Origin of the sequence: Streptomyces sp. 4N509B (assembly GCF_052245655.1) — a bacterium.
Lineage (GTDB): Bacteria > Actinomycetota > Actinomycetes > Streptomycetales > Streptomycetaceae > Streptomyces.
In genome coordinates, this window is the sequence record NZ_JBQQBZ010000013.1 from 20,716 (window position 1) to 41,103 (window position 20,388).

Consider the following 20,388-nt stretch of genomic DNA (forward strand, 5'->3'; position numbering starts at 1 on the left):
GTTCCCGGCCGGTGCGTGGCGGATGGGGAGGAGCCACGGCCGGCCGACGTGTCCAGCCTCACCGAGCCCCCGCGAGGGCGTCCAATACCTGCACCCATAACCTGACGGCATGGACGTGGACACCCGGCTGCTGCGGTACTTCGTCGCCGTGGCCGAGGAGGGGACGCTCACCCGCGCCGCGGCGCGCCTGTTCGTCTCCCAGCCGGCGCTCACCAAGCAGATCAGGCAGCTGGAGACGCAGCTCGGGGTGCGGCTGTTCACCCGCTCCCGCTCCGGCATGGCCCTCACCGAGGCGGGCCGCGCCCTGGCGGAGCGGGTGCCGGCCCTGCTGGCCGACTGGAACCAGGCCCTGCGGGAGACCAGGAGCGTGGCCAGCCGGGCGAGGCGGGTGCTGCGGGTCGGCTTCCTGGCCAGCGGCGCCAACGAGGCGACGCCGCGCATCGTCGCGGAGTTCGCCCGCCGCCGGCCGGGCTGGCGGGCGGAGCTGCGGCAGGCGTCGTGGTCGAACCCGAGCGCGGGGCTGGCCGACGGGGACGTCGACGTCGCCCTGGTGCGGCTGCCGTTCCCCGGCCAGGAGGCCCTGCGGACGGCGGTGCTCCTCAGCGAGCCGCGGTGGGTCGCCCTCCCGGCGGCGCACCCGCTGGCCGCCCTCGACTCGGTTCCCTTCCGGGAGCTGTGGGACGAGCCGTTCGTGGCCGCCCGACCCGAGTCGGGCTGGTGGCGGGAGCACTGGCTGGCCGCCGACGAGCGCGACGGCCACCCGGTCCGCGTCGGCGCCGTCGCCGACCAGCCGGACGAGTGGCTCAGCGCGGTCGCCAACGGCGACGGCGTCGCCCTCGCCCCCGCGTCCGCCGCCCGCTTCTACGCCCGCCCCGGCGTCACCTACCGTCCGGTCAGCGGCGTCAGCCCGAGCCGCGTGGGCGTCGCGTGGGCCCCGGCCGACGAGGCCAACCCCGTCGTCCAGGACTTCGTCCGCTGCTGCCTGGACCACCGGCCGCCGTCCGAGGAGCCCGCCGACGGGCCCTGAGGGACCTGCCGTCGGGGCAGCCGGCCGGGGCTCTGCCGGCGGGTGGGCTCTCCCCGCTCTCAGTAGCCCTTCGACCAGTCCACGACGTTGACCAGCGGCCGGCCGGCCGCGCGCCGCCGCCAGTTGTCGGCGAAGACGTCGATGACGCGGGTGGTCTCCTCCTCCGAGCCGCCGGCCGTGTGCTGGGTCAGGATGGTGCGGGGCGCCCGCCACAGCGGGTCGTCGGGCGGGAGCGGCTCCCGCCGCGTCACGTCGAGGACCGCGCCGCCGAGCGCGCCGTCGGCGAGCGCCGCGAGCAGCGCGTCCTCGTCCACGACGGAGCCGCGTCCCGCGTTGACGAAGAGCGCCGTGGGCCGCAGCAGCGCGAGGCGGCGCGCGTCGAACAGGCCACGGGTCGCGGGGGTGTCGGGCAGCAGCGCGACGACGACGTCCGCGGTCGGGAGCTGGGCGTCGAGCTCCCGGAGGGTGCGCAGCTCGCCGGCGCTCCTGCCGTAGTGCACGAGGTCGCAGCCGAACGGCGCGAGGAGCGCGGCCAGGCGGCGGGCGATCGCGCCGGTGCCGAGGACCAGCACCCGCGCGCCGGTCAGCAGGCGCAGCCGGGGTCGCAGCCGCGCCCGCTGCCAGGCGCGGTCGGGCCGCGCGGCCACGAGCGTGTCGACGCCCCGGAGGTGGGCGAGGATGCCGGCCAGGCACGTCTCGGCCACGGGGTCGGCGAAGACGCCGCGGAGGTTGGTGACGGTCAGGCCGTCGAGCGGGGCGGCGTGCCAGTCGAGCCCGAGGTAGGCGTCGACGCCGACGGAGGCCAGCTGGAGCCAGCGCAGGCGCGGCGCGGCGGCGAGCCACTCCGGCGGGCAGTTGCCCAGCGCGACCTCGGCGTCGGCGAGGGCGCGGGCGTCGTCGTCGGCCGGTCCGTCGGGGTCGGCGAAGTGGACGGTGCGGCCCGCCTCGCGGGCCAGGGTGCGCAGCCGTTCGCGGTGGGTGTCGTCGGCGAGGGGGAGGTGGACGTAGAGCGTCACGCGACCGATCATGCCGCACCCGCCCCGTTGTCAGACCCCCGTCGTAGGCTCCGCACCATGCCGTACCTGGAGAGCTACTACCGCACCCTGATCACCGTCGCCGACGACTGTCCGGTCAGCGCCAGCGTCGTGCCCGTGCCGCGCGGTGGGCGGAGGACCGTGGCCGTCCTCCAGTACGAGATGGTCGCGGAGCGGCCCGGTCAGCTGACGCAGGAGGACGTGGTGTTCCTGTCGTGGCTGCGCCGTCAGGAGGGCGGGGAGGAGCTGGCCGGGCCCGAGCTGGAGGCGGCGCGGGCCGGGTTCTTCTCCCGGTCCCAGGCGTGCCTGCGGGCCTCGCCGCTGCCGAAGAAGTACGGCTTCGGGCTCCTCTTCGACGAGGAGGGGCGGATATCCCTGTGCCCCATGGAGTCGGAGGAGTACGTCCGCATCCTCGACGACCCGGGCGAGGTCACGATCGTGAAGGCGATGCGCTCCTCCCGCCGCTGAGCCAGTCTGAGCGGATGTGTACACATGGTCCACCTGGTACGCTTTGTTTCATGACCCAACAGCTGTCCACGGCGTCCGTTCGTGACGTTCGCGCACATCTCGCCGATGTTGTGGAGCGTGCCGACCGAGACGACGAGCCCACTGTCATCACGCGCCGTGGCAAGCCGGTGGCCGCGGTCGTCTCCATAGAGGTGCTGCGCAGGTACCAGGAGTGGGAGGAGCGCGAGATCAACCGCATCGTCGACGAACGCATGGCGAACCGCTCCGCCGGCATCCCACTGGAGGACGTGCTGCGGGAGACGCTCGAACGCAGTGAGTGAGTACCGCACCGTCTTCCGTCCCGAGGCGCGTGACGAACTGCGCAAGATCCCTCGCGTCACGGCACTGCGCATCCTGACCAAACTCGCCGAACTCGAAGCCGATCCGTTCGGGTTCGGCACCACCGCTCTCGTGTCCCAGCCGGAACGCCGCCGCCTGCGTGTCGGGGACTATCGGGTTATCTACACCGTGGACAACGGCGAGCTGATCGTCTGGGTCGTACGGGTCGGGCATCGTTCCACGATCTACGACGTGTGAGGGACGGCTACGCCGCACCCGCCGGTTTCCGTCGCCGTCCCCAGTCGTGCCCGGCCGTCCCCAGCCGTGACCGGGCATCCTCGGTGTGGCATTCTCGCCGAATGTCAGACATCGGCAGATCGCCGCTCGGCGGCTCGTTCTGGCGGCTGTGGACCTCCGCCGGCCTGTCCAACCTCGCCGACGGCGTACTGAAGGTCGCGGTGCCGCTCGTCGCCATCGACCTCACGCGTTCGCCCACGCTGATCGCGGGGGTTGCCATGGCGATGACCCTGCCCTGGCTGCTGTTCGCCCTGCCCGCCGGCGCGCTCGCCGACCGCCTCGACCGCCGCCGCGCCATGATCGGGGCCAACGTCCTGCGCGGCGCGCTGGTGGCCGCGCTCGCGCTGCTCCACGCCCTCGCGCCGGACGCCGGCTCCATATGGCTGCTGTACGCGGTCGCGTTCGGCGTCGGGGTCGCCGAGACGCTCTACGACACCTCGGCGCAGTCGATCCTGCCGCAGATGGTGCCGCGCGAGAGCCTGACGCGTGCCAACGGCCGGCTGTTCGCCGTCGAGCTGACCGCGAACCAGTTCGTCGGCCCGCCCCTGGGCGGCTTCCTGGTCGTGGCCGGCACGGCCGTCGCGCTCGCCACCCCGGCCGGCCTGTGGGTGCTGGCCGTCGCCGCGCTGCTGCTGGTGCGCGGCAGCTTCCGCGTCGAACGGACGGGGCCGCGGACCACGCTCCGCGCCGACATCGCCGAGGGGCTGCGCTTCCTGTGGCACCACCGGCTGCTGCGCACGCTCGCCGCGATGGTCGGCGTCTTCAACTTCGCCAGCAACGCGACCATGGCCGTCCTCGTCCTGTACGCCGTGGGCCCTGAGTCCACCATGGGCCTGTCGGAACAGGCGTACGGCCTCCTGCTGACCACCACGGCCGTGGGCAGCCTCGTCGGCTCGTTCGTCGCCGAGCACGTCGAGCGGCGGCTCGGCCGCGCCGTGTCCGTCGCGTTGACGATCCCCACCAGCGCCCTGGCCGTGGGCCTGCCGGCGCTGACGGCCAACCCGTACCTGATCGGCGGCGCGTACCTGCTGTGGGGCGTCGGCATCGTGGTCTGGAACGTCGTGACCGTCTCGCTGCGGCAGCGCGTCACGCCCGACCGGCTGCTCGGCCGCCTCAACAGCTGCTACCGCCTCTTCGCCTGGGGCACCATGCCGCTGGGCGCGCTGGCCGGCGGCCTCCTCGCCGAGTTCCTCGGCATCCGCGCGGTCTTCGTCATCATGGCCGGCCTGACGCTCGCCCTCTTCGTCGGCATGACGGTCGTCACGAACGCCGCGATCGACGCGGCGGAACGCGCCGCCGAGGGCGCGACGGAACGCGCCGACGCCGGCGCCGGCGCCGGCAACGCGGAGGAAGCCGCGGAGGACGCCGCGCAGAGCGCGGCCCCGGCCGAGCCGCCGGTCAGGGCCGAGGGCGGAACGGTGCTCGACGGCCGCGGCGACGACGCGGGCGTCGAGGCGGGCGTCGAGGCGGGCGGGGCCCGGACCGACGAAGCCGGGGACCCGCCCGGCGCCGTCACCTCCCGTCCAGGGTCCTGACCCGGTCGATCGCCTGGTCGAGGCTGCGCTTGAGCAGCCGGGAGGCGGGCCGCTCGACCAGCCGGTGGATCAGCCAGCTCGCCACCAGCGCCCCGACGAGCAGCCCGCCCACCAGCAGGCGCGGATCGACGTCGTCGTGGAGGAGCGCGATCAGCGTCAGCCCGATCGCGTAGTGGATCAGGTACAGCGGGTAGCTCATGGCCCCGGCCGTCGTCATCACGCGCCCGTAGCGCCGCCCGCTCGCCCGGGTCAGGCGCGGCAGCCGGCCCAGCGCGATCACCAGCATCAGGCCGAGGAAGGCGGTGTAGAGCACCAGTGAGCCGCGCCAGGAGGAGACGCTCTCGTAGGCGACCCGGTCGATCAGCTCGTACTGCCCGAGCAGCCAGGACATGCCGAGCATGCCCCACAGCAGCAGGTCGGGCCCGAAGCGGTGCATCAGGTACAGGGTGAGCCCGGCGATGAAGAACGGCGCGCCGGAGGGGTTGGCGACCAGGGTCAGCAGCTCGGAGTCGGCGGTGTGGGAGAGGGCGGCGACGAAGCCCCAGGCCGCGCAGAAGAGCACCACCTTGCGGTAGGTGAGGCCGGTCGCCATCAGCAGGCCGAAGATCACGTAGAACCGCAGCTCCGACCAGAGCGTCCAGTACACGCCGTCGACGCCGCGCACGCCGAACGCCTCCTGGAGCATGGTGAGGTTCAGCAGCGTGCCGCTGTGCGGCAGCGGGTCGCGGGCCAGCGGCCAGAGCGTGATCACGACGGTGGTCAGGAGGATCGCGCACCAGTAGGCGGGGTAGAGCCGGACGACGCGGGAGACGAGGAAGTCGCGCGGCCGCTTGCCCCAGCAGGACATGCAGATCACGAAGCCGCTGATGACGAAGAAGAACTCCACGCCGATCCAGCCGTAGACGGCGACGGAGAAGAGGTTGGGAAAGACGTCCTCGACCGGCTGGCCCCAGGGTGAGCTGTTCGGCTTGTTCACGCGGAAGGTGCCGACGTAGTGGTGGACGGCCACCATCAGGGCCGCGACCAGGCGCAGGCCGTCGAGGAGGTACAGGCGGGGACGGCCGCCGACGGCGGCGCCCTGCTCGGTCACGGCGACGACGGCGGGGCGTCGTCGGATGGAGGTCATCGTCGCTGCCACGCGGTCTTCCCTAGTTTCCCTAGAAAAAAGATGGGTAATGTAGGGTACTAGCGTTTGATCACGGCGGCATATCGGAGTTGGGGAAGAGGCGCGAGTGTGGCGGATAATGTCCGCATGCGTGTCTCGGCGAGAGCAGACTATGCGGTGCGTGCCGCCCTGGAGCTGGCGGCTGCCCGCGACAGCGGCCCGGTCAAGGCGGAGGCGATCGCCGAGGCACAGGGCATCCCCCACAAGTTCCTGGAGAGCATCCTCAACGACATGCGGCGCGGCCGGATCGTCGTCAGTCAGCGCGGGGGGCACGGCGGGTACCGGCTGGCCGCGCCGCCGGAGTCGATCAGCATCGCCGACGTGATCCGTGCCGTCGACGGCCCGCTGGTGTCCGTCCGTGGCGAGCGGCCGCCCGAGCTGTCGTACACCGGGCCCGCGGAATCGTTGCAGCCGATGTGGATCGCGGTGCGCGCCAACGTCCGCAAGATCCTCGGCGAGGTCAGCCTCGCCGACGTGGCCGCCGCGCGGCTGCCCGCCTCCGTCCACAACCTCGTCGAGCTTCCCGACGCCTGGACCAATCCCTGATCCGGCCCTGATCCGGCACTCCTGATCCGGCCCTGATCCCGTACCCCCGCGGCCCGGCGGGCCTCGTCCGCCGGGCCGCGGGGGTTTCTGCCACCCCTTCGACGGCCTGACGGCCCGGGCGGGCCCGAGGGAGGCCGCGGGCGTCCCGCCCGCCCCACCTGCCCCGCCCGCCCCGTCGTCGTTGCCCTTCGCGAACGTTTCCCCCCGCTCGCCCGAGCGTGCTCGACGTGTCCTCGGCGGTCGCTCGCATGGCGTCCGGTAACGGCGAGGTTTCCCCCCGTACAGCTTCGGGTTCCCGGGTGACAGTCGAACGGTTTTCCTATAAATTCGCTGGGGAAAATCGGAAAGGTAGGGTTCCATGAAGACGTTGATCCTGCTGGCACTCGCGGGCCTGGGTGCCCAACTCGTGGACGGCAGCCTGGGGATGGCCTACGGGGTCACGTCCACCACACTGCTGCTGGCCATCGGCACCAACCCCGCCGCCGCGTCCGCCACGGTGCACCTCGCGGAGATCGGCACGACCCTCGTCTCCGGCGCGTCGCACTGGCGCTTCGGCAACGTGGACTGGCGTGTCGTGGCGAAGATCGGCATACCGGGGGCCGTCGGAGCCTTCCTCGGCGCCAGCGTCCTGACCAACCTCTCCACGGAGGCCGCCGAGCCGCTGATGGCGCTGATCCTGCTCTCGCTCGGGATCTACGTCTTCACCCGGTTCACCTTCGCCGGCCTGCCCAAGAACAACCTGGGCAAGCCACTGCGCAAGAGATTCCTCTCCCCGCTGGGCCTCGTCGCCGGCTTCGTCGACGCCACCGGTGGCGGCGGCTGGGGGCCGGTCGGCACGCCCGCGATCCTCGCCAGCGGGCGGATGGAGCCCCGGAAGGTCATCGGCTCCATCGACACCAGCGAGTTCCTCGTGGCCGTCGCCGCCAGCCTCGGCTTCCTCATCGGGCTGTCCGACGAGGGCGTGAAGGCCAGTTGGGTCGTCGCCCTCCTCATCGGCGGCATGATCGCCGCCCCGATCGCCGCCTGGCTCGTGCGACACATCCCGCCCCGCGTCCTCGGCTCGGCCGTCGGCGGACTGATCATCCTCACCAACTCCCGCACCCTGCTGCGCGGTGACTGGATCGACGCCAGCGACACCACGTGCGCCCTCGTCTACACCCTCCTCTACATCCTCTGGGGCGCCGCGCTCGCCTACTCGATCCGCGAGCACCTGCGCGCCGTCGCCGCCGAGAGGGCCGCCGGGACGACGACGCCCGAGCCGCCCACCGGTGAGGCGCCCGCGCGGCTCGCCGAGCCCGTGGGGGGACCGCACGCCGGGCAGGACGCGGTGGTGGAGGCGGGAGACGGAGCGGGAGTCGGAGCGGGAGCGGGAGCGTTGGTCGACCGGTCGGTTGAACAGCCGGTTGAACCGGGAGACCACGAGAAGCCCCGACCCGTCGCCTAGCGTTCACTCGGGCTTAGGCTCACGGACAGAACGCGAGACGGGACGCTCTCTACGATCGCGCCCACCATGGTCGAACTGTCTGTCGTCGTACCCTTCTTCAACGTCCAGGCCTACGCCCCGGAGGCGCTGCGGAGCCTGCGCGCCAACGCCTCGCCCGACGTCGAGTTCATCCTGGTGGACGACTGTTCCACCGACGAGACGCCGGGAATCCTCGAACGCGCCGTGCGGGAGCTGCCGCAGGCCACCCTCGTGCGACACGAGCGGAACGGCGGCCTGGCCACCGCCCGCAACACCGGTCTGGACCGGGCGCGCGGCCGGTACGTCACCTTCCTCGACGGTGACGACTGGCTCGCGCCCGGCTACTACCGGGACCTGCTGGCCGCCATCCGCGAGCTGGAGTGCGACTTCCTGCGCGTCGACCACGTGCAGTGCGCCGCCCGCGCGCGCACCATCCACCGGGTGCCGCACGGGCGGCGCGGCGTCGTCCTCAACCCTCGCGACGCGATCCTGCCCGCCGACACCCAGACCTCGGTGGACTACGCCTACGCCTGGGCCGGCGTCTACCACCGCCGCCTCGCCGACGAGGGGCTGCTGCACTTCACCGACGGCCTGCGGACGGCCGAGGACCGCCCCTGGATCTGGCGGCTCCACCGCGAGGCCAGGACCTTCGCCGTCGTCGGCCTGCTCGGCGTCTTCTACCGGCGCGGCGTCGCCTCCTCCCTCACCCAGATCGGCGACGTCCGCCAACTCGACTTCATCCGCGCCTTCGACCAGGTCGTCGAGGAGACCGCCCGTGACCCGGAGGCGGACCGGCTCCTGCCGAAGGCCGTGCGCACCTACTGCGCGATCATCTCCCACCACCTGAGCAACAGTGAGAGGTACGAACGCCACGTGGCACGCAAGCTCCGCGCGCTGAGCGCCACCGCCCTCAAGCGCATGCCGCAGGACGTCCTGTCGTACACGCTGGACACCATGGACCACGAGCGTGCCGCGCGGCTGCGCTGGCTGCGCCGCCGGCCCGGCCTGGCCGCCGGACCGGTGGAGGTCGCCGCGCGATGACCCCCACGCCCGTCCCCCCACACCGCCCCGACCGCGCCCCCGGCGCCCCCGGGACGCCCGAGGCGCCGACGCAGATCCTCGTCGCCTCCACGCTGTACGGCGCCGCCACCCTGGCCGCCGCCCTCGACAGCGGCCTCCTCCCCGTCGCCCGCCGCCGCGTCCTGCTGGTGTGCAACAACGCCGCCAGCCCCGAGACGACTCCCGCCCTCGACGAGGCGCCCGGCTTCGAGCGGCTGCGTTCCCGCTTCGACGAGGTGCGCTCGTGGAACGACGCCATCAGCCCCATGCACCCCGGCTCCTGGGAGCCGCGCGCCGGCGACGTGCCCATGTGGGAGCGGCACCTGCGGATGCTGTGGCGGCTCGGTGACGAGGACGTCGCGCTGGTGCTGGAGTCGATCCAGGTCAACCCGGCCCGCGCCCTCGCGCAGCTCTTCCCCGCCGCCCCCATCGACGTCTACGCCGACGGCCTGATGAGCTACGGCCCGACCCGCAACCGGCTGCCCACCCTCGTCGGCACCCGCGTGGGCCGGCTGTTCCACCCCGAACTGCTGCCCGGCGTCCGCCCGTTGCTGCTGACCGAGTTCGGCGTGACGCCGGAGGTCGTGCCCGCGGCGGCCATGAAGAAGGTCCTCGGCGAGCTGGCGGACGCCACCCCCGACGTCGTTCCGAAGGAGCTCACCGCCGTCGGTGACGCCGAGGAGCCGCCCGCGCTGCTGCTGGGCCAGTATCTCTCCGCCCTCGGCATCCTGAGCGCGGCCGAGGAGCAGCGGCTCCACGCCCGGATGCTGCGCGGCGTCGCCGCGCTCGGCCACCGCCGGGCCGTCTTCAAGCCCCACCCGACCGCGCCGCCCGACTGGACCCGCCGCCTGGCCGAGGAGGCCGCGGCCCTCGACGTCGAGCTGACGGTCCTCGACACCCCGGTGCTCGCCGAGGTGCTCTACGAGCGGCTGCGGCCCTCGATCGTCGTCGGCGCCTTCTCCACGGCGCTGCTGACCGCCTCCGTCCTCTACGGCCTGCCGGTCGCGCGCGTGGGCACCGAGATGCTGCTGGAGCGCCTGAGCCCCTTCCAGAACAGCAACCGCGTGCCGGTCACCGTCGTGGACGCGATCCTTCCCGACCTCGACGACGCCGAGGCGGTCCGCGCCTGGCGGATGCCGGGCGAGGAGGAGTGCCGGGAGCGGCTGGCCGGGCTGCTCGCGGCCGTCGGCTTCACGATGCAGCCGCAGCTCTACCCGGAGCTGCGCGGCGAGGCGGAACGGTACCTGGAGACGAAGCTCAACGGCGTGACCCGGCGGTACTTCAAGCGCCGCCGCCTCACCGTCCTCGCGCTGCCCGGCGCGGTCCCCAGGCGGTTGGCGTTCATACCCCGCAACCGCACCGTCCGCGGCGCCGCGCGACGCGTGCGGGCCCTCCAGCGCCGCCTCACGCCGCAGCGCGGCTGAAGGCTGTCCCGCCCCTTGGTGGGGGCACGTCTGGCGGTCACGCGGAGCGGGAGAGCTGTTCGCGCACCCATCCGGGATCGGGGTTGGTGCGTGGCCGGCCCGCCACGACGACGGTGGGAACGGTCTCGTTGCCGTCGTTGACCGCTCTCACCGCTGTGGCCCCCGCGGGGTCGCGCCAGATGTTGACCCAGTACGCCTGGCGGGCGCCGCGCCCCAGCCGGACGCGAAGTCGTATGCAGTACGTGCAGCCCGGCCGCCAGAAGACGATCGGTCGGCCGTCGACCGCGCTGCGGCGCTGCGCCTCCCGCGCACCGATCGACCTCGGGAAGACCAGGGGTGAGTTCACGCCGGCGAGCGCCAGGAACGCCAGCAGGAGCGCCGCGGCCGTGCCGGGGCTCCCGTCGAGGAGCTGAGGAGCCGCGACGGCTGAGCCGCCGAGGACGAACAGCATCGGCAGGAGCCAGGCGCGCGTCATGGGACGCAGGCTACCGACGAGGCGTTCGTGAAGCGCCCCCGCTTCCGGGGGAACCCACGCGACGTCCCGCCGGGCCCGGCCGGGACGGTCGCGCCCGGCGAGGCCCTTCCCGGCGAGGCCCTTCAGCGGGTGTAGCCCCAGCCCTCGGCGATCTCGGCCAGGCGGGCGGGCAGCCCCTCGTAGTGGTCGCCGTCGCGCGCGGCCTGGATCCTCCCCGACTTGATCTTCTCGCTCCAGTCGCCCATCTGCGGCCGGAACGTGCCGTGGTCGTGCTCCCCGTACTCCAGCATCCCCGGCTCCCACGCCACGCCCAGGTACGCGCAGAGGTCGCGGGTGGCGGCCTCGGGGTCGGCCGTCAGCCGCTCGTAGGTGACCGTGTGCCCCGCGAGTTCGCCGGCCGCCTCGTCCATGGCCTCGGCGTACCGCAGCACCTCGTCGTGGATCGCCGCCATGTCGGGCTCGGCGCGCCGGTTGACCAGCGAGCTGACGACGGCTCCGGGGTGGCGGCGCAGGAAGACGTAGCGGGCGTTCGGCCAGCAGTCGCGCAGCCGCCGCCAGACGAAGAGGTTGGCGGGGGTCTTGTCGACGATGACCTCCTTGCCGCTGTGGGTGAGCTCCGCGTGCAGCACCCGGTCCCACAGCAGGTGTTCCAGCTCCTTGCGGTCCAGCCGCAGGCCCTTCATCGCCTCGGCCGTGAACGGGCGCGTCAGCTGGACGTGGACGGTGCGCAGGTGCATCTCGTGGGGGGCGCGGATCTTCGAGTGGCTGTTGAGCAGCACCCGCAGCAGCGTGGAGCCGGAGCGGACCGAGGAGAGCACGAAGACGGGGGAGTCCACGAGCCGCCCGGCGTGCGGCGCGACGTAGGCCGGCCGCTTCGGCTGCTCGGGCTGTTCGGCCCCCCGCCCCTGGTCCTGCCCCTTCCCCTGACCCGGCCCCTGTGTCCCCCGCTCCCGCTTCCCCTCCGGTCCCGTGCCCGGCCCCGCCCCCGGCCCGGTCTCCCCGCGCGACTGCTGCCGTGCGGCGCCGGGCGCGGGCTGCTGCGAGGCGGCGGCGGGACGCCGGGGCGGGCCGAGCGCCTGTGCCAGCAGCCTGCCGCGCCTCCTGAGACCCTTGCGCACCGCGTTCACGCCCACGTCCTCTCTACCTGATGCCGGGTGGTCATTCCATGTGACGGCGGCGAACAGGAGGAGTCGGCGAGGTAACGAGCCGCTTTACGGACGCGTCACAGGTGGTCGTTACGATGCGACGGCCATGAGAGTTCGTCGTGACGCGCGTGACGTGCGCGAAGTACAGCAGGCCCGGCCGGCGTCCCCGGCCCGGGCGCCGGAGATCCGCAGCTTCGTCGCCGTGGGCGACTCGTTCACCGAGGGCATGTCGGACCTCCTCCCCGACGGGAGCTACCGGGGCTGGGCCGACCGCCTCGCGGCGCGCCTGGCCGCCGAGGCCGGCGACGGCTTCCACTACGCCAACCTCGCGGTGCGGGGGAAGCTCATCGGCCAGATCGTCAACGAGCAGGTGGAGCTCGCGGCCGCCATGGAGGCGGACCTCGTCACCCTCGTCGGCGGCCTGAACGACGTGCTCCGCCCGCGCTGCGACCTCGACCTCGTCTGTGCGCGCCTGGAGGCGGCCGTCGCCCGCCTCGCGCCCAGCTGCGGCACGCTGGTGCTGATGCGCACCCCCGCCCGTCGCGGCCCGGTGCTGGAGCGGTGCCGCCCGCGCGTCGAGCGGCTCTTCCTCGCCCTCGACGACATCGCCGCACGGCACGGCGCGCTCCTCGTCGACCTCTACGCCCCGCCCGTCATGGGCGACCCGCGGCTGTGGGCCGACGACCGGCTGCACCTCACGGCCGACGGGCACCGGAGGGTCGCCGAGGCGGTGTGGCAGCGGCTGGGGCACCCGGCCACCTTCGACTGGCAGACCGTCCTGCCGCCGCCGACGCCGACCCGGTGGGCGGCGCGGTTCGGCGCGGACCTGCGGTTCACCCGGCAGCACCTGCTGCCGTGGATCGGGCGCCGGCTCACCGGCCGCTCCTCCGGCGACGGCCGTCCGCCGAAGCGTCCGGAGCTGGCGCCGCTGGCGCCCGTGGTCTACGAGGAGGGCTGAGGCCCCGCGCCGGCCCGGTCGTCCGCCGCGCCGCCGTCCGCCGCGCCGGCCCGGTCGTCCGTGCCCGCCGCTGACGCGTCGCACTCCCCGTCCCCGCCCGGCGGCACGAGCCGCACGTCGTCGCGGCGGACGGCGAAGGTGTCGGACGCGTCGACGTCCGAGCGCGCCGCGCGGGCGGGGTCCCACAGCCACACCCACTCCTCGGAGCTGCCGAACGACAGCACGGGATGGCCGGTCGGGACCGGCCCGTTCTCCACGGCGATCGGCTCCGCGCCCACCGGGTGCACGCACATCAGCCCGCCCCGCAGCCCGAAGTACGGGGCGGGGTTGCGGCCGTCGCCCGCCTCGGCCATGGCCCGCTCGGCCGCCGAGTGGGCGGCGTCCACGCCGAGGCCCACCGCGGTGAGGGCGTAGACCAGCGACGCGAGGAGCGTGGCGACGATCGCGTAGACCCGGTTGTCCCCCCGGGCGAAGTACACGTGGCGGGCCCAGCCCAGCGCGCCGGTGAAGAGCAGCACGAAGGCCAGCGCGATGCCGAGCGGCCGTCCGGCCGCCGCGTAGTCCCACAGGCTCTCCACGGAGCGCACCGAGCCGGCGGGGATGTCGAACGCCTCCAGGTAGACGGCCCGCATCAGCCGTCCGAGCCAGGCCACCATCGAGCCGGCGACCGGCACCGCCACCGGCACCAGCCACACCGCGTTCCGCGAGACCCACGTCTGCCGCAGCGCGAGCCAGACCCCGGCCAGGGAGAGCATGCCGAGACTCACCGCGCCGATCATCAGCAGCTGGTCGACCGGTTCCGTGCCGGTGTCCGACTGGGCGTCCGCCAGCATCCAGCCGAGCAGCGCGCAGCCGGCCGCCAGCAGCGGGCCGACGGCCACGCGCGCCGCCAGCCGCAGGGGCTCGCGCCACGGGAAGGCCGCGAACACGGCGGCGGCCAGCAGCAGCATGACGAGGGGGACGCCGAGGGTCAGGCCATCGGCCCACCACAGCCAGTAGCCGCCGGCGAGCGCACCGAGCAGCGCGGCGGCGGCCAGCACGAGGGTGGGCAGCGGCACCGGCTCCGTGGTCCGCCGCGCCGCCTCCTCCTCGGTCTCGGGCGGGGGCGGCAGCAGCTCGTGGTCGGCCGTGGCGAAGCGGTCGCGGCCCAGCCGGCGGTCGGTCAGCTCCCGTTCGACGGCCTCGCGGGTCAGGCGCGTGGGCAGGCCCAGCACGCGGTGGGCGTCGCGCCCGCCGAGCCGGGCCCACAGGCGGGGGAGCGGGCCACCGGTGGCGCGGCGCACCACGCGGTAGGTGGTGCGGTCCTCGCGCGGCGGGCTCAGCAGCGTGGCGTCCCGCACCCACAACGCCAGCTTGCGCCGCCGGGCGATGACCGTGACGGCGCCCTTGGCGGCGCGCTCGGCCCGCCACCGGGCGCCGTTCAGCCGCACCTCGACGACGAGGGCGCGTCGCGTGGGCGGCCCCGCGCCGTCCGACGTGGGGCCGGGGGGTGGGGGTGGGGTCTCGTCGGGGGCGGCGTCGCGGACCGGCCAGCCGCGTCCCGCCAGCAGGTCACGGGCCAGCGCCAGCTCGCCCGGTTCGTCGACCACCTCGACGAGCACCAGGACCCGTTGGGTGAACGGCGCCGTGGGGGGCGCCGCGGCCTCGCCGTCGTCCTCCCCGCGCCCGTCCCCCGCGCCCGCTGGGCCGCCGCCCCCCGCCCCGTCCCCGTCCCCGTTCACCACGCGCCGACCCTATCCGGCGGCCGGCGCGGGCGTCAGCGGCGTCGGCGTCGCTCGGCGGGCGGCCAACGGGGCGGCCAACGGCTGGCCGGGAAGCGTCAGAAGACGATCGAGCTGATGCGCCGCGGAGCGTCGAGGACGCGGCTCACGGCCTCGACCGCCGCCGGCGGCTGGTCCGTCGCGTCGCGGTCGGCCGACAGGACGTAGTAGACCTGCTCGATCGAGGGCGGACCCACGGCGAGCGTCCGCATGGCGGCCTCGCGCGAGTCGGCCTGCCCGGTCCGGACCAGGTACGCGGCGCTCATCGAGCCGGCGCGGCCGACGCCCGCCCCGCAGTGGACGTAGACCGGCCCGTTCGTGGACTCGACCGTGGCCAGGAAGCGGTCGACCTGCTCGGGGGTGGGCGTCTGGCCGTCCCTGATCGGCATCCGCACCAGGTTCAGACCCGCCTCCTCGGGCCGGGCCAGCGCCTCCCGCGACAGGTCCTCGGCCCGCAGGTCGACGACGGTGTGCACGCCGCGGTCGGCCAGCTCCGCGTAGCCGGCGGGGCCGGGCGCCGAGCCGCGCCACACGCGGTCGTCGACCTCGAAGAAGTGGTTGATGCCGGCGACCCTCTCGCCCGAGGTGTGGTGCTGGCCCGCCCAGAGGGACACCAGCAGCATGCCGCCGGCGGCGACGATCCACAGGCCGACGTAGCCGGCGACACAGAGGCCGAGCACCTTGCCCGCTCTGCGGAGCGGCGCGGGGAGAGCGGGGAGGGAGGACACGGTTCACCACCAGGGGAGGGGGCGGGGATTGCGCGCAACGCTAACCGCCCGCCCGGACATCCAGGCGCTTATCAGATGACATGTGGTGAAGCGCACAGATCGACGGGTGCGTCCGGGCGAGGGCCGGCCGGCCCCGAGGCAGCCCGTAAGGACAGCCGGTCAGAACAGCCTGTAAGGACCGTGGCGCGGTGGCCTGCCCCTCCCCGAGCACGGTGGCCAGCGCCCGGTTGGCCGTCGTGTCCCGCAGGCAGCCGCGCAGCCGCAGCAGGTCGTGCTCGGGCAGCGGCGGACGCAGCACCCCGGAGAAGACGTTCCCCTCCAGCCGGCCGAGCGTCCCCGTCCGCAGCACCGACGTGGAGCGGTGGCAGTGCTCCCACAGCTCCTGCGCGGCGCGCGTCACGGCCGCCCGGTCGTTCGGCACGCCGCGCAGCTCGACGCGGAACACCACGGTGGTGGCGGCCGAGGCGGGCGGCTGCTGCCGGCGGGTCTGGGTCGCGTCGGAGATCAGGTCGACGGCCAGCGCCACGAGGACCGCGGTCGCCAGCACGCTCACGACCCTGCCCACGGCCCGCAGCGGCCGGGCCGGCGGCACCGGCGGCGGGGGCGTCGTCGCCTCCCCGGCGGGCGTGGCGGCGGCGCCCAGGATGCCGCCGGGCGGGGCGGCCAGGCCCGCGAGCCGCCCCGCGAGGCGCCGCTCGGCGCCCGGCCGGGTGCCGGCCGCGGCCAGCCGTTGGATGAGGATGGCCAGCATCGACAGCGCGGCCCCCGCCGCCACCAGCACGGGAACGAAGACGAACGTGTCGCGGCCGGCCCCCGCGCCCGGCTCCCCGCCGCCCGACCCGGTCGGGCCCCGGGGCGCGGCCGTGCCACGCAGCCAGCGGAACGGCTCGGGCCCGTGGGCGTGGCGGGGCCGCGTCTCGGCCAGGTGGCGCAGCATCTCCTCGGCCCGGCGGTCGCTCTCGGCCAGCCGCCGCCGCAGCCGGTCGACCTGGGCGAGGACGGCGACCGTCGCCAGGAAGACCTCCACCACCAGCAGCAGCACGCCGCTGAGCAGCGCCCGCTCCCACTCCCAGCGGTAGAGGTAGACCACCGTGTAGACGGCCGCCGCGCCGGCCGCCACCCCGCCGACGACGTACCCCAGGATGCCGGCGTACCTCACGCCACGCTCCTGGCCCCTTCGGGATCGGCGCCGTGCGGATCCGCCGGAGAGGTCCACACGGCCCCGGTCGTGCCGTCCACCGACAGGCGGGCGCCCTCGGGGAAGCGCTCGACGGCCCCGGCCACGGCCACCGCCGTCGGCACCCGGTACTCGCGGGCCAGGATCGCCAGGTGCGACAGCACGCTGCCGGTCTCCGCGACCAGGCCGGCGAGCCCCGGCAGGAGGGGCGCCAGCTCCGGGTCGAGGGTGGGGACCACGAGCACGGCCTCGCGGGGGCGTCCGCCGCTCCCGTGCCAGGCGGTGCCGCTGCCGAAGCCGCCGCCCGCGCCCTGCCCCTCCACCCGCTCCCGCCCCCGGCTCCCGTGCCCGCCGCCGTCGTCCGCCGGGGCGCGGCCCGGCGGGCGCTCGGTGACGACGCCGCCGTCGGCGGCGAGGCGGAACGCGGCCGGCAGGCGCGGGCTGTCCGGCCGTGGCCGGCGACGGTCGAGGTCCGGCGGCGGGGAGGCACCCTCCAGCACGGCGACCAGCTCGGGCCACCGCAGGGTCGACAGCCGGGCCAGCGCGTCCGGCCACCCCTCGGCGGCCAGGCGGTCCGCCGTTGCCCTCACCAGCCTCACCTGCATCTCCTGCACCCAGCGGATTCGCAGCCGCAACCCTTCACGAACGGACAGGGACGACAGGCCACGGGGCTCGCCCGTCCAGCCGAGCGACGTCGGCAGCCCGCTCCGCCCGTCGCCCCCGTCGCCCCCGTCGTGCCCGTCGCCCCCGTCCTGGCCGCCCCGTCCGCTCGCCCGCGCGTCCAGGGCGGGCGGCAGCAGTACGAGCAGCACGGGATGCCGCGACAGCAGCCGCTCCTCGTCCGCCGCGCCGGCCTCCGAGCGGCGCGCCGTGGCCAGCACCGCCAGCGCCTCCCCCACCGCCGAGGCGCCCCTGTTCCGGCCGGGCGAGAGCAGCGCGCCGGCCAACGACTCCTGCGCGTGCAGCGACACCAGCACCTCCCGCCCCCACCCCAGCGCCGCGAGCAGCTGCGCGCGCGGCAGCGTCTCGGGGGGCGGCAGCCCGGCCAGCTCCCGGTCCACGTCCGCCATCAGGTCGACCGCGAGCAGCGGCAACGCGGCCCGCAGCCGCCCCATCCGCCACGCGGCCGAGGCCCGGCGCGCCCCCGGCAGGGGATTGATGAAGGACAGCACCGGGTGGCTCGCGGGCACCGCCCCCAGCAGCCGCAGGTCGGCGACGGCCCGCCCGTTGACCGTGGAGACGGTCGGCACCGCGCGCAGCACGCGGCGCGGCGCGGCACCCGCCAGGTCCAGCGCGAAGGCGAGGCCCCGCGCCATCGGCGTGAGCCACAGCTCCTCCTCCAACGGCTGGAGCACGTGGGGGAAGGTCTCGGCCACCGGCCCCGGGCCCAACAGGCGGGCGCCGCGCGGGGTGGGCGCCGCCATCGCCGTGATCGGCCGGGACTGGAAGAGCCACAGCCGGTCCTCGGCGTCGAACGCGAACTCCACGTCCTGCGGCCCGCCGAAGACCTGCCCGGTGCGGCGGGCCAGGCGCGCCAGACGGGCGAGGCGGCGGCGGGAGAGCACCCGCGAGGAGCGCCGCTCGGCCGGATCGGCGCGCACCAGGCGCCCCCAGCGCGTCAGCTGGTACCGCACCCCCGGCGCGCGTCCCCCGACGAGCCGGTCGGGGCCGCCGGCCACCGCGCTGACCAGCACGCGGTCCTCGCGTCCCGCCAGCGGGTCCGCCCCGAACATCACCCCACCCGCCACGGCCCGCACCATCGGCTGCACCAGCACCGCCATGCCGGCGCGGTCGGCGCCGGGTACCCGGTGGACGGAGTCGAGGACCGTGCCGACCGCCGAGGCCACGGCCTCGAAGCCGCGCACGTCGAGGACGGAGGCGAAACGGCCGGCCAGGGCGGAGGTCTCGGAGTCCTCGGCCGGGGAGGAGGACCGCACGACGACCGCGCCGTCGGCCCCCGAATGAGCCCGGGTCAGCTCCTGCCAGGCGCGACGCAGCGGCTCCCGACCGACCGGCAGCCCCGGCGCCCGGTCGGCGGGCACGAGGACGAACCCGGGCAACGCCGGCAGGCCGGTGGCGTGCGCGCGGGCGAGGCGGGCCGCCTTCGCGCCCGTCACCGCCGCGTCGGCGGCGGGCGCGCCGCCCGCCAACGGCACCACGGCGAGCCGCGCGAGGAGCCGCTCCACGTCCTGTCCAGCGTCGGCGCCCACCCTCCCAGGCTTCGGCGGCGACGGCCGCCGCGCCACCGGGCCCGGCGTTCGGGTGACGGACCGAGGCCCTGTCCGGGGACCTGACCGACGGCCTGACCGACGGCCTGACCGAGGGCCCGCCCGGCCCGTCGCTAGAACTCCGAGCTGTTCAGGTCCTGGATGTTCCCGATGAGCTGGCGCAGCGAGGTCAGGCGCATCGTCGGCAGCAGCGCGGCGTCGGGATGGTGCTGGTGGATGACGCCCCACGGCCCCCGCACGACCAGCGCCGTGGTCAGGCCGACGGCGGAGGCCGGGCGGACGTCGTGGTCGATCCGGTCCCCGACGTAGAGGATCTCCTCGGGGCTGATGGCGTCGAAGCGCTCGGCCACCCGCGCCGTCAGCTGCTGGAAGAACCGCGGGTCCGGTTTGGCCACACCCCACTCGCCGGAGGTCGCGGTCAGGTGGACGTGGCTGGAGAACATCGTCCTCAGCACTCTGCCCATGCGGGCCGTGTGGTTCCCGGCGACGCCGAGGAAGAGGCCGGCCTGCCGCAGCTCCTTGAACGCCAGCCGCACGTCGGGATAGAGGTCGTTCTCCCCGTACCACTCGGCCTCGCCACACGCCTCGCGCTTGATGCGCTCCTGCTCGATGTCGAAGCCGGGCCGGAACACCTCGAACGTCTCGTGGTGGTCGCGCCCCTGGGCGACGATCGCGCCGAACTGCGCGGCGAAGGTGTGGCGAGGAACGCCGAGCCAGTCGGCCCAGCCACCGAACTCGCGGGTCTGGTCGATCAGGCACTCACCTATGCCGAACACCACTGCGCGGATCATGCCCGAAGCGTATAGAGACCAGCGCCACCGGCGAAACGGGTGAAGGCGTCACCCGATCGGGTGAACTCGGGTGCCGACGGCGGCCCTTCCCCGGCGGGCGAACGGCCTCAGTCGCAGCGACAGCCACCCGTCCCCTGACCGGGCAGGACCTGGGCGTTCTGCAGCACACTGCCCAACGGGTTCTCGATCTGGCCGATGCTGACCAGCGCGAACTGAGGGCCCACGGTCGTGCCCTCGTGGAGCTCGTCGGCGCGCGCCGCGCCCGCGCCGAGGGTCGTGACCACCACCGCAGCCATCGCCGTCCCCGCCGCCGCCACGGCCGTCCGCCTCACCCACGAAGCCCGCCGTCCCCGACGCTCCGTCACCATGAGCCTCTCCTCGTTCGTCCGATCGAGTGTCATGGTCGGTTAATCAGTCGAGCCCAGGAAAAGTTACGGGCGCCCGACGGGGCGCTCGTCGTCCGGCGTGGGGGTCACAGGGGCGGGCGGTACTGCTCCGCCTTGTCGAGGATCGCGGTGAAACGGGCCCACTGAGCCGCCGCCTCCGCCGTCGGACCCACGGTGAAGTCCTCCGGGTCGAGAAAGTCGAGTCGCTCGCGCGTGGCCGGGTCCAGGTCCCGCCACGCGGCCTCATCCTGCGGTGACCGCGCCACAGTCGTCGCACACCCAATTGCCGTTGTTGAGTCTGTGCCCGTTCCCCGACCCGCACGAGGGACACTCCACGCGAAGCCCCCTACGTCCGGATGCAAGGCCGCCGAGTGCACCGAACTGTAGCGCGCGACGGCCCGGCAC

21 protein-coding genes are annotated in these 20,388 nt (G+C 74.7%); 10 read left to right on the plus strand and 11 right to left on the minus strand.

The window, feature by feature from the left end; translation table 11 throughout:
• Nucleotides 1-109: 109 nt before the first annotated feature.
• Nucleotides 110-1,027: a LysR family transcriptional regulator gene (locus ACTWP5_RS14590; protein WP_443221353.1), complete on the plus strand. Its 918-nt coding sequence runs from the start codon at nt 110-112 to the stop codon at nt 1,025-1,027.
• Between the two features lie 59 nt (nt 1,028-1,086).
• Here ACTWP5_RS14590 and ACTWP5_RS14595 read toward each other — a convergent pair whose 3' ends face one another.
• Nucleotides 1,087-2,043 (minus strand): D-2-hydroxyacid dehydrogenase, encoded by a 957-nt coding sequence (locus ACTWP5_RS14595; RefSeq protein WP_443221354.1) that lies wholly within the window; start codon nt 2,041-2,043, stop codon nt 1,087-1,089.
• Between the two features lie 57 nt (nt 2,044-2,100).
• Here ACTWP5_RS14595 and ACTWP5_RS14600 point away from each other — a divergent pair, with 57 nt between their 5' ends.
• The 4 genes from ACTWP5_RS14600 (at nt 2,101) to ACTWP5_RS14615 (ending at nt 4,679) form a co-directional block, all read left to right on the plus strand.
• Nucleotides 2,101-2,529, plus strand: coding sequence for a DUF6157 family protein (locus ACTWP5_RS14600; RefSeq protein ID WP_443221355.1), 429 nt, complete (start codon nt 2,101-2,103; stop codon nt 2,527-2,529).
• Nucleotides 2,530-2,579: 50 nt separating this feature from the next.
• Nucleotides 2,580-2,849: a type II toxin-antitoxin system Phd/YefM family antitoxin gene (locus ACTWP5_RS14605; RefSeq protein WP_443221356.1), complete on the plus strand. Its 270-nt coding sequence runs from the start codon at nt 2,580-2,582 to the stop codon at nt 2,847-2,849.
• Nucleotides 2,842-3,105, plus strand: coding sequence for a type II toxin-antitoxin system RelE family toxin (locus ACTWP5_RS14610; RefSeq protein ID WP_443221357.1), 264 nt, complete (start codon nt 2,842-2,844; stop codon nt 3,103-3,105). Before ACTWP5_RS14605 ends, ACTWP5_RS14610 begins: the two co-directional genes overlap by 8 nt.
• A 101-nt stretch (nt 3,106-3,206) precedes the next feature.
• Nucleotides 3,207-4,679 carry an MFS transporter gene (locus ACTWP5_RS14615; RefSeq protein ID WP_443221358.1) on the plus strand — a complete coding sequence of 491 codons (1,473 nt, stop codon included), beginning with the start codon at nt 3,207-3,209 and terminating at the stop codon, nt 4,677-4,679.
• On the opposite strand, the gene ACTWP5_RS14620 is transcribed toward ACTWP5_RS14615, so the two are convergent.
• Complete coding sequence (locus ACTWP5_RS14620; protein WP_443221359.1) at nt 4,657-5,817, minus strand: acyltransferase family protein; 1,161 nt, start codon at nt 5,815-5,817, stop codon at nt 4,657-4,659. The genes ACTWP5_RS14615 and ACTWP5_RS14620 overlap by 23 nt on opposite strands.
• 114 nt (nt 5,818-5,931) lie before the next feature.
• On the opposite strand from ACTWP5_RS14620, the gene ACTWP5_RS14625 reads away from it, so the two are divergent.
• From ACTWP5_RS14625 to ACTWP5_RS14640, 4 genes are all read left to right on the plus strand, one after another.
• Nucleotides 5,932-6,390, plus strand: a complete 459-nt coding sequence (locus tag ACTWP5_RS14625) for an RrF2 family transcriptional regulator (protein ID WP_443221360.1) — start codon at nt 5,932-5,934, stop codon at nt 6,388-6,390.
• Nucleotides 6,391-6,748: 358 nt separating this feature from the next.
• Nucleotides 6,749-7,834, plus strand: coding sequence for a sulfite exporter TauE/SafE family protein (locus tag ACTWP5_RS14630; protein WP_443221361.1), 1,086 nt, complete (start codon nt 6,749-6,751; stop codon nt 7,832-7,834).
• Nucleotides 7,835-7,900: 66 nt separating this feature from the next.
• Nucleotides 7,901-8,893 (plus strand): glycosyltransferase family 2 protein, encoded by a 993-nt coding sequence (locus ACTWP5_RS14635; RefSeq protein WP_443221362.1) that lies wholly within the window; start codon nt 7,901-7,903, stop codon nt 8,891-8,893.
• Nucleotides 8,890-10,335 (plus strand): polysialyltransferase family glycosyltransferase, encoded by a 1,446-nt coding sequence (locus ACTWP5_RS14640; protein WP_443221363.1) that lies wholly within the window; start codon nt 8,890-8,892, stop codon nt 10,333-10,335. Before ACTWP5_RS14635 ends, ACTWP5_RS14640 begins: the two co-directional genes overlap by 4 nt.
• 37 nt (nt 10,336-10,372) lie before the next feature.
• Here ACTWP5_RS14640 and ACTWP5_RS14645 read toward each other — a convergent pair whose 3' ends face one another.
• Nucleotides 10,373-10,810, minus strand: coding sequence for a glutaredoxin domain-containing protein (locus ACTWP5_RS14645; protein WP_443221364.1), 438 nt, complete (start codon nt 10,808-10,810; stop codon nt 10,373-10,375).
• A gap of 122 nt (nt 10,811-10,932) precedes the next feature.
• Nucleotides 10,933-11,937: a sulfotransferase family protein gene (locus tag ACTWP5_RS14650; protein WP_443221365.1), complete on the minus strand. Its 1,005-nt coding sequence runs from the start codon at nt 11,935-11,937 to the stop codon at nt 10,933-10,935.
• A 124-nt stretch (nt 11,938-12,061) separates the two neighbouring features.
• On the opposite strand from ACTWP5_RS14650, the gene ACTWP5_RS14655 reads away from it, so the two are divergent.
• A complete protein-coding gene (locus ACTWP5_RS14655) occupies nt 12,062-12,913 on the plus strand; it encodes an SGNH/GDSL hydrolase family protein (protein ID WP_443221366.1) in 852 nt (283 codons plus the stop codon).
• Here the strand turns inward: ACTWP5_RS14655 and ACTWP5_RS14660 are convergent.
• The 7 genes from ACTWP5_RS14660 to ACTWP5_RS14690 all read right to left on the minus strand — a co-directional run bounded on the left by ACTWP5_RS14660 (nt 12,898) and on the right by ACTWP5_RS14690 (nt 20,249).
• The gene (locus ACTWP5_RS14660) at nt 12,898-14,637 is read right to left on the minus strand and encodes a hypothetical protein (protein WP_443221367.1); all 1,740 of its coding nucleotides are present in this window, start codon (nt 14,635-14,637) and stop codon (nt 12,898-12,900) included. The genes ACTWP5_RS14655 and ACTWP5_RS14660 overlap by 16 nt on opposite strands.
• Before the next feature lie 95 nt (nt 14,638-14,732).
• The gene (locus ACTWP5_RS14665) at nt 14,733-15,401 is read right to left on the minus strand and encodes a fused DSP-PTPase phosphatase/NAD kinase-like protein (RefSeq protein WP_443221368.1); all 669 of its coding nucleotides are present in this window, start codon (nt 15,399-15,401) and stop codon (nt 14,733-14,735) included.
• A gap of 40 nt (nt 15,402-15,441) precedes the next feature.
• Entirely contained in the window at nt 15,442-16,560 is a 1,119-nt protein-coding gene (locus ACTWP5_RS14670; RefSeq protein WP_443221369.1) for a hypothetical protein, read from the minus strand.
• Entirely contained in the window at nt 16,557-18,788 is a 2,232-nt protein-coding gene (locus ACTWP5_RS14675) for a PEP/pyruvate-binding domain-containing protein (RefSeq protein WP_443221370.1), read from the minus strand. Before ACTWP5_RS14675 ends, ACTWP5_RS14670 begins: the two co-directional genes overlap by 4 nt.
• A 131-nt stretch (nt 18,789-18,919) precedes the next feature.
• Nucleotides 18,920-19,597: an HAD family hydrolase gene (locus ACTWP5_RS14680; protein WP_443221371.1), complete on the minus strand. Its 678-nt coding sequence runs from the start codon at nt 19,595-19,597 to the stop codon at nt 18,920-18,922.
• 107 nt (nt 19,598-19,704) lie between these two features.
• The gene (locus ACTWP5_RS14685; RefSeq protein WP_443221372.1) at nt 19,705-19,929 is read right to left on the minus strand and encodes a hypothetical protein; all 225 of its coding nucleotides are present in this window, start codon (nt 19,927-19,929) and stop codon (nt 19,705-19,707) included.
• Between the two features lie 140 nt (nt 19,930-20,069).
• A complete protein-coding gene (locus ACTWP5_RS14690) occupies nt 20,070-20,249 on the minus strand; it encodes a hypothetical protein (protein WP_443221373.1) in 180 nt (59 codons plus the stop codon).
• Nucleotides 20,250-20,388: the final 139 nt, after the last annotated feature.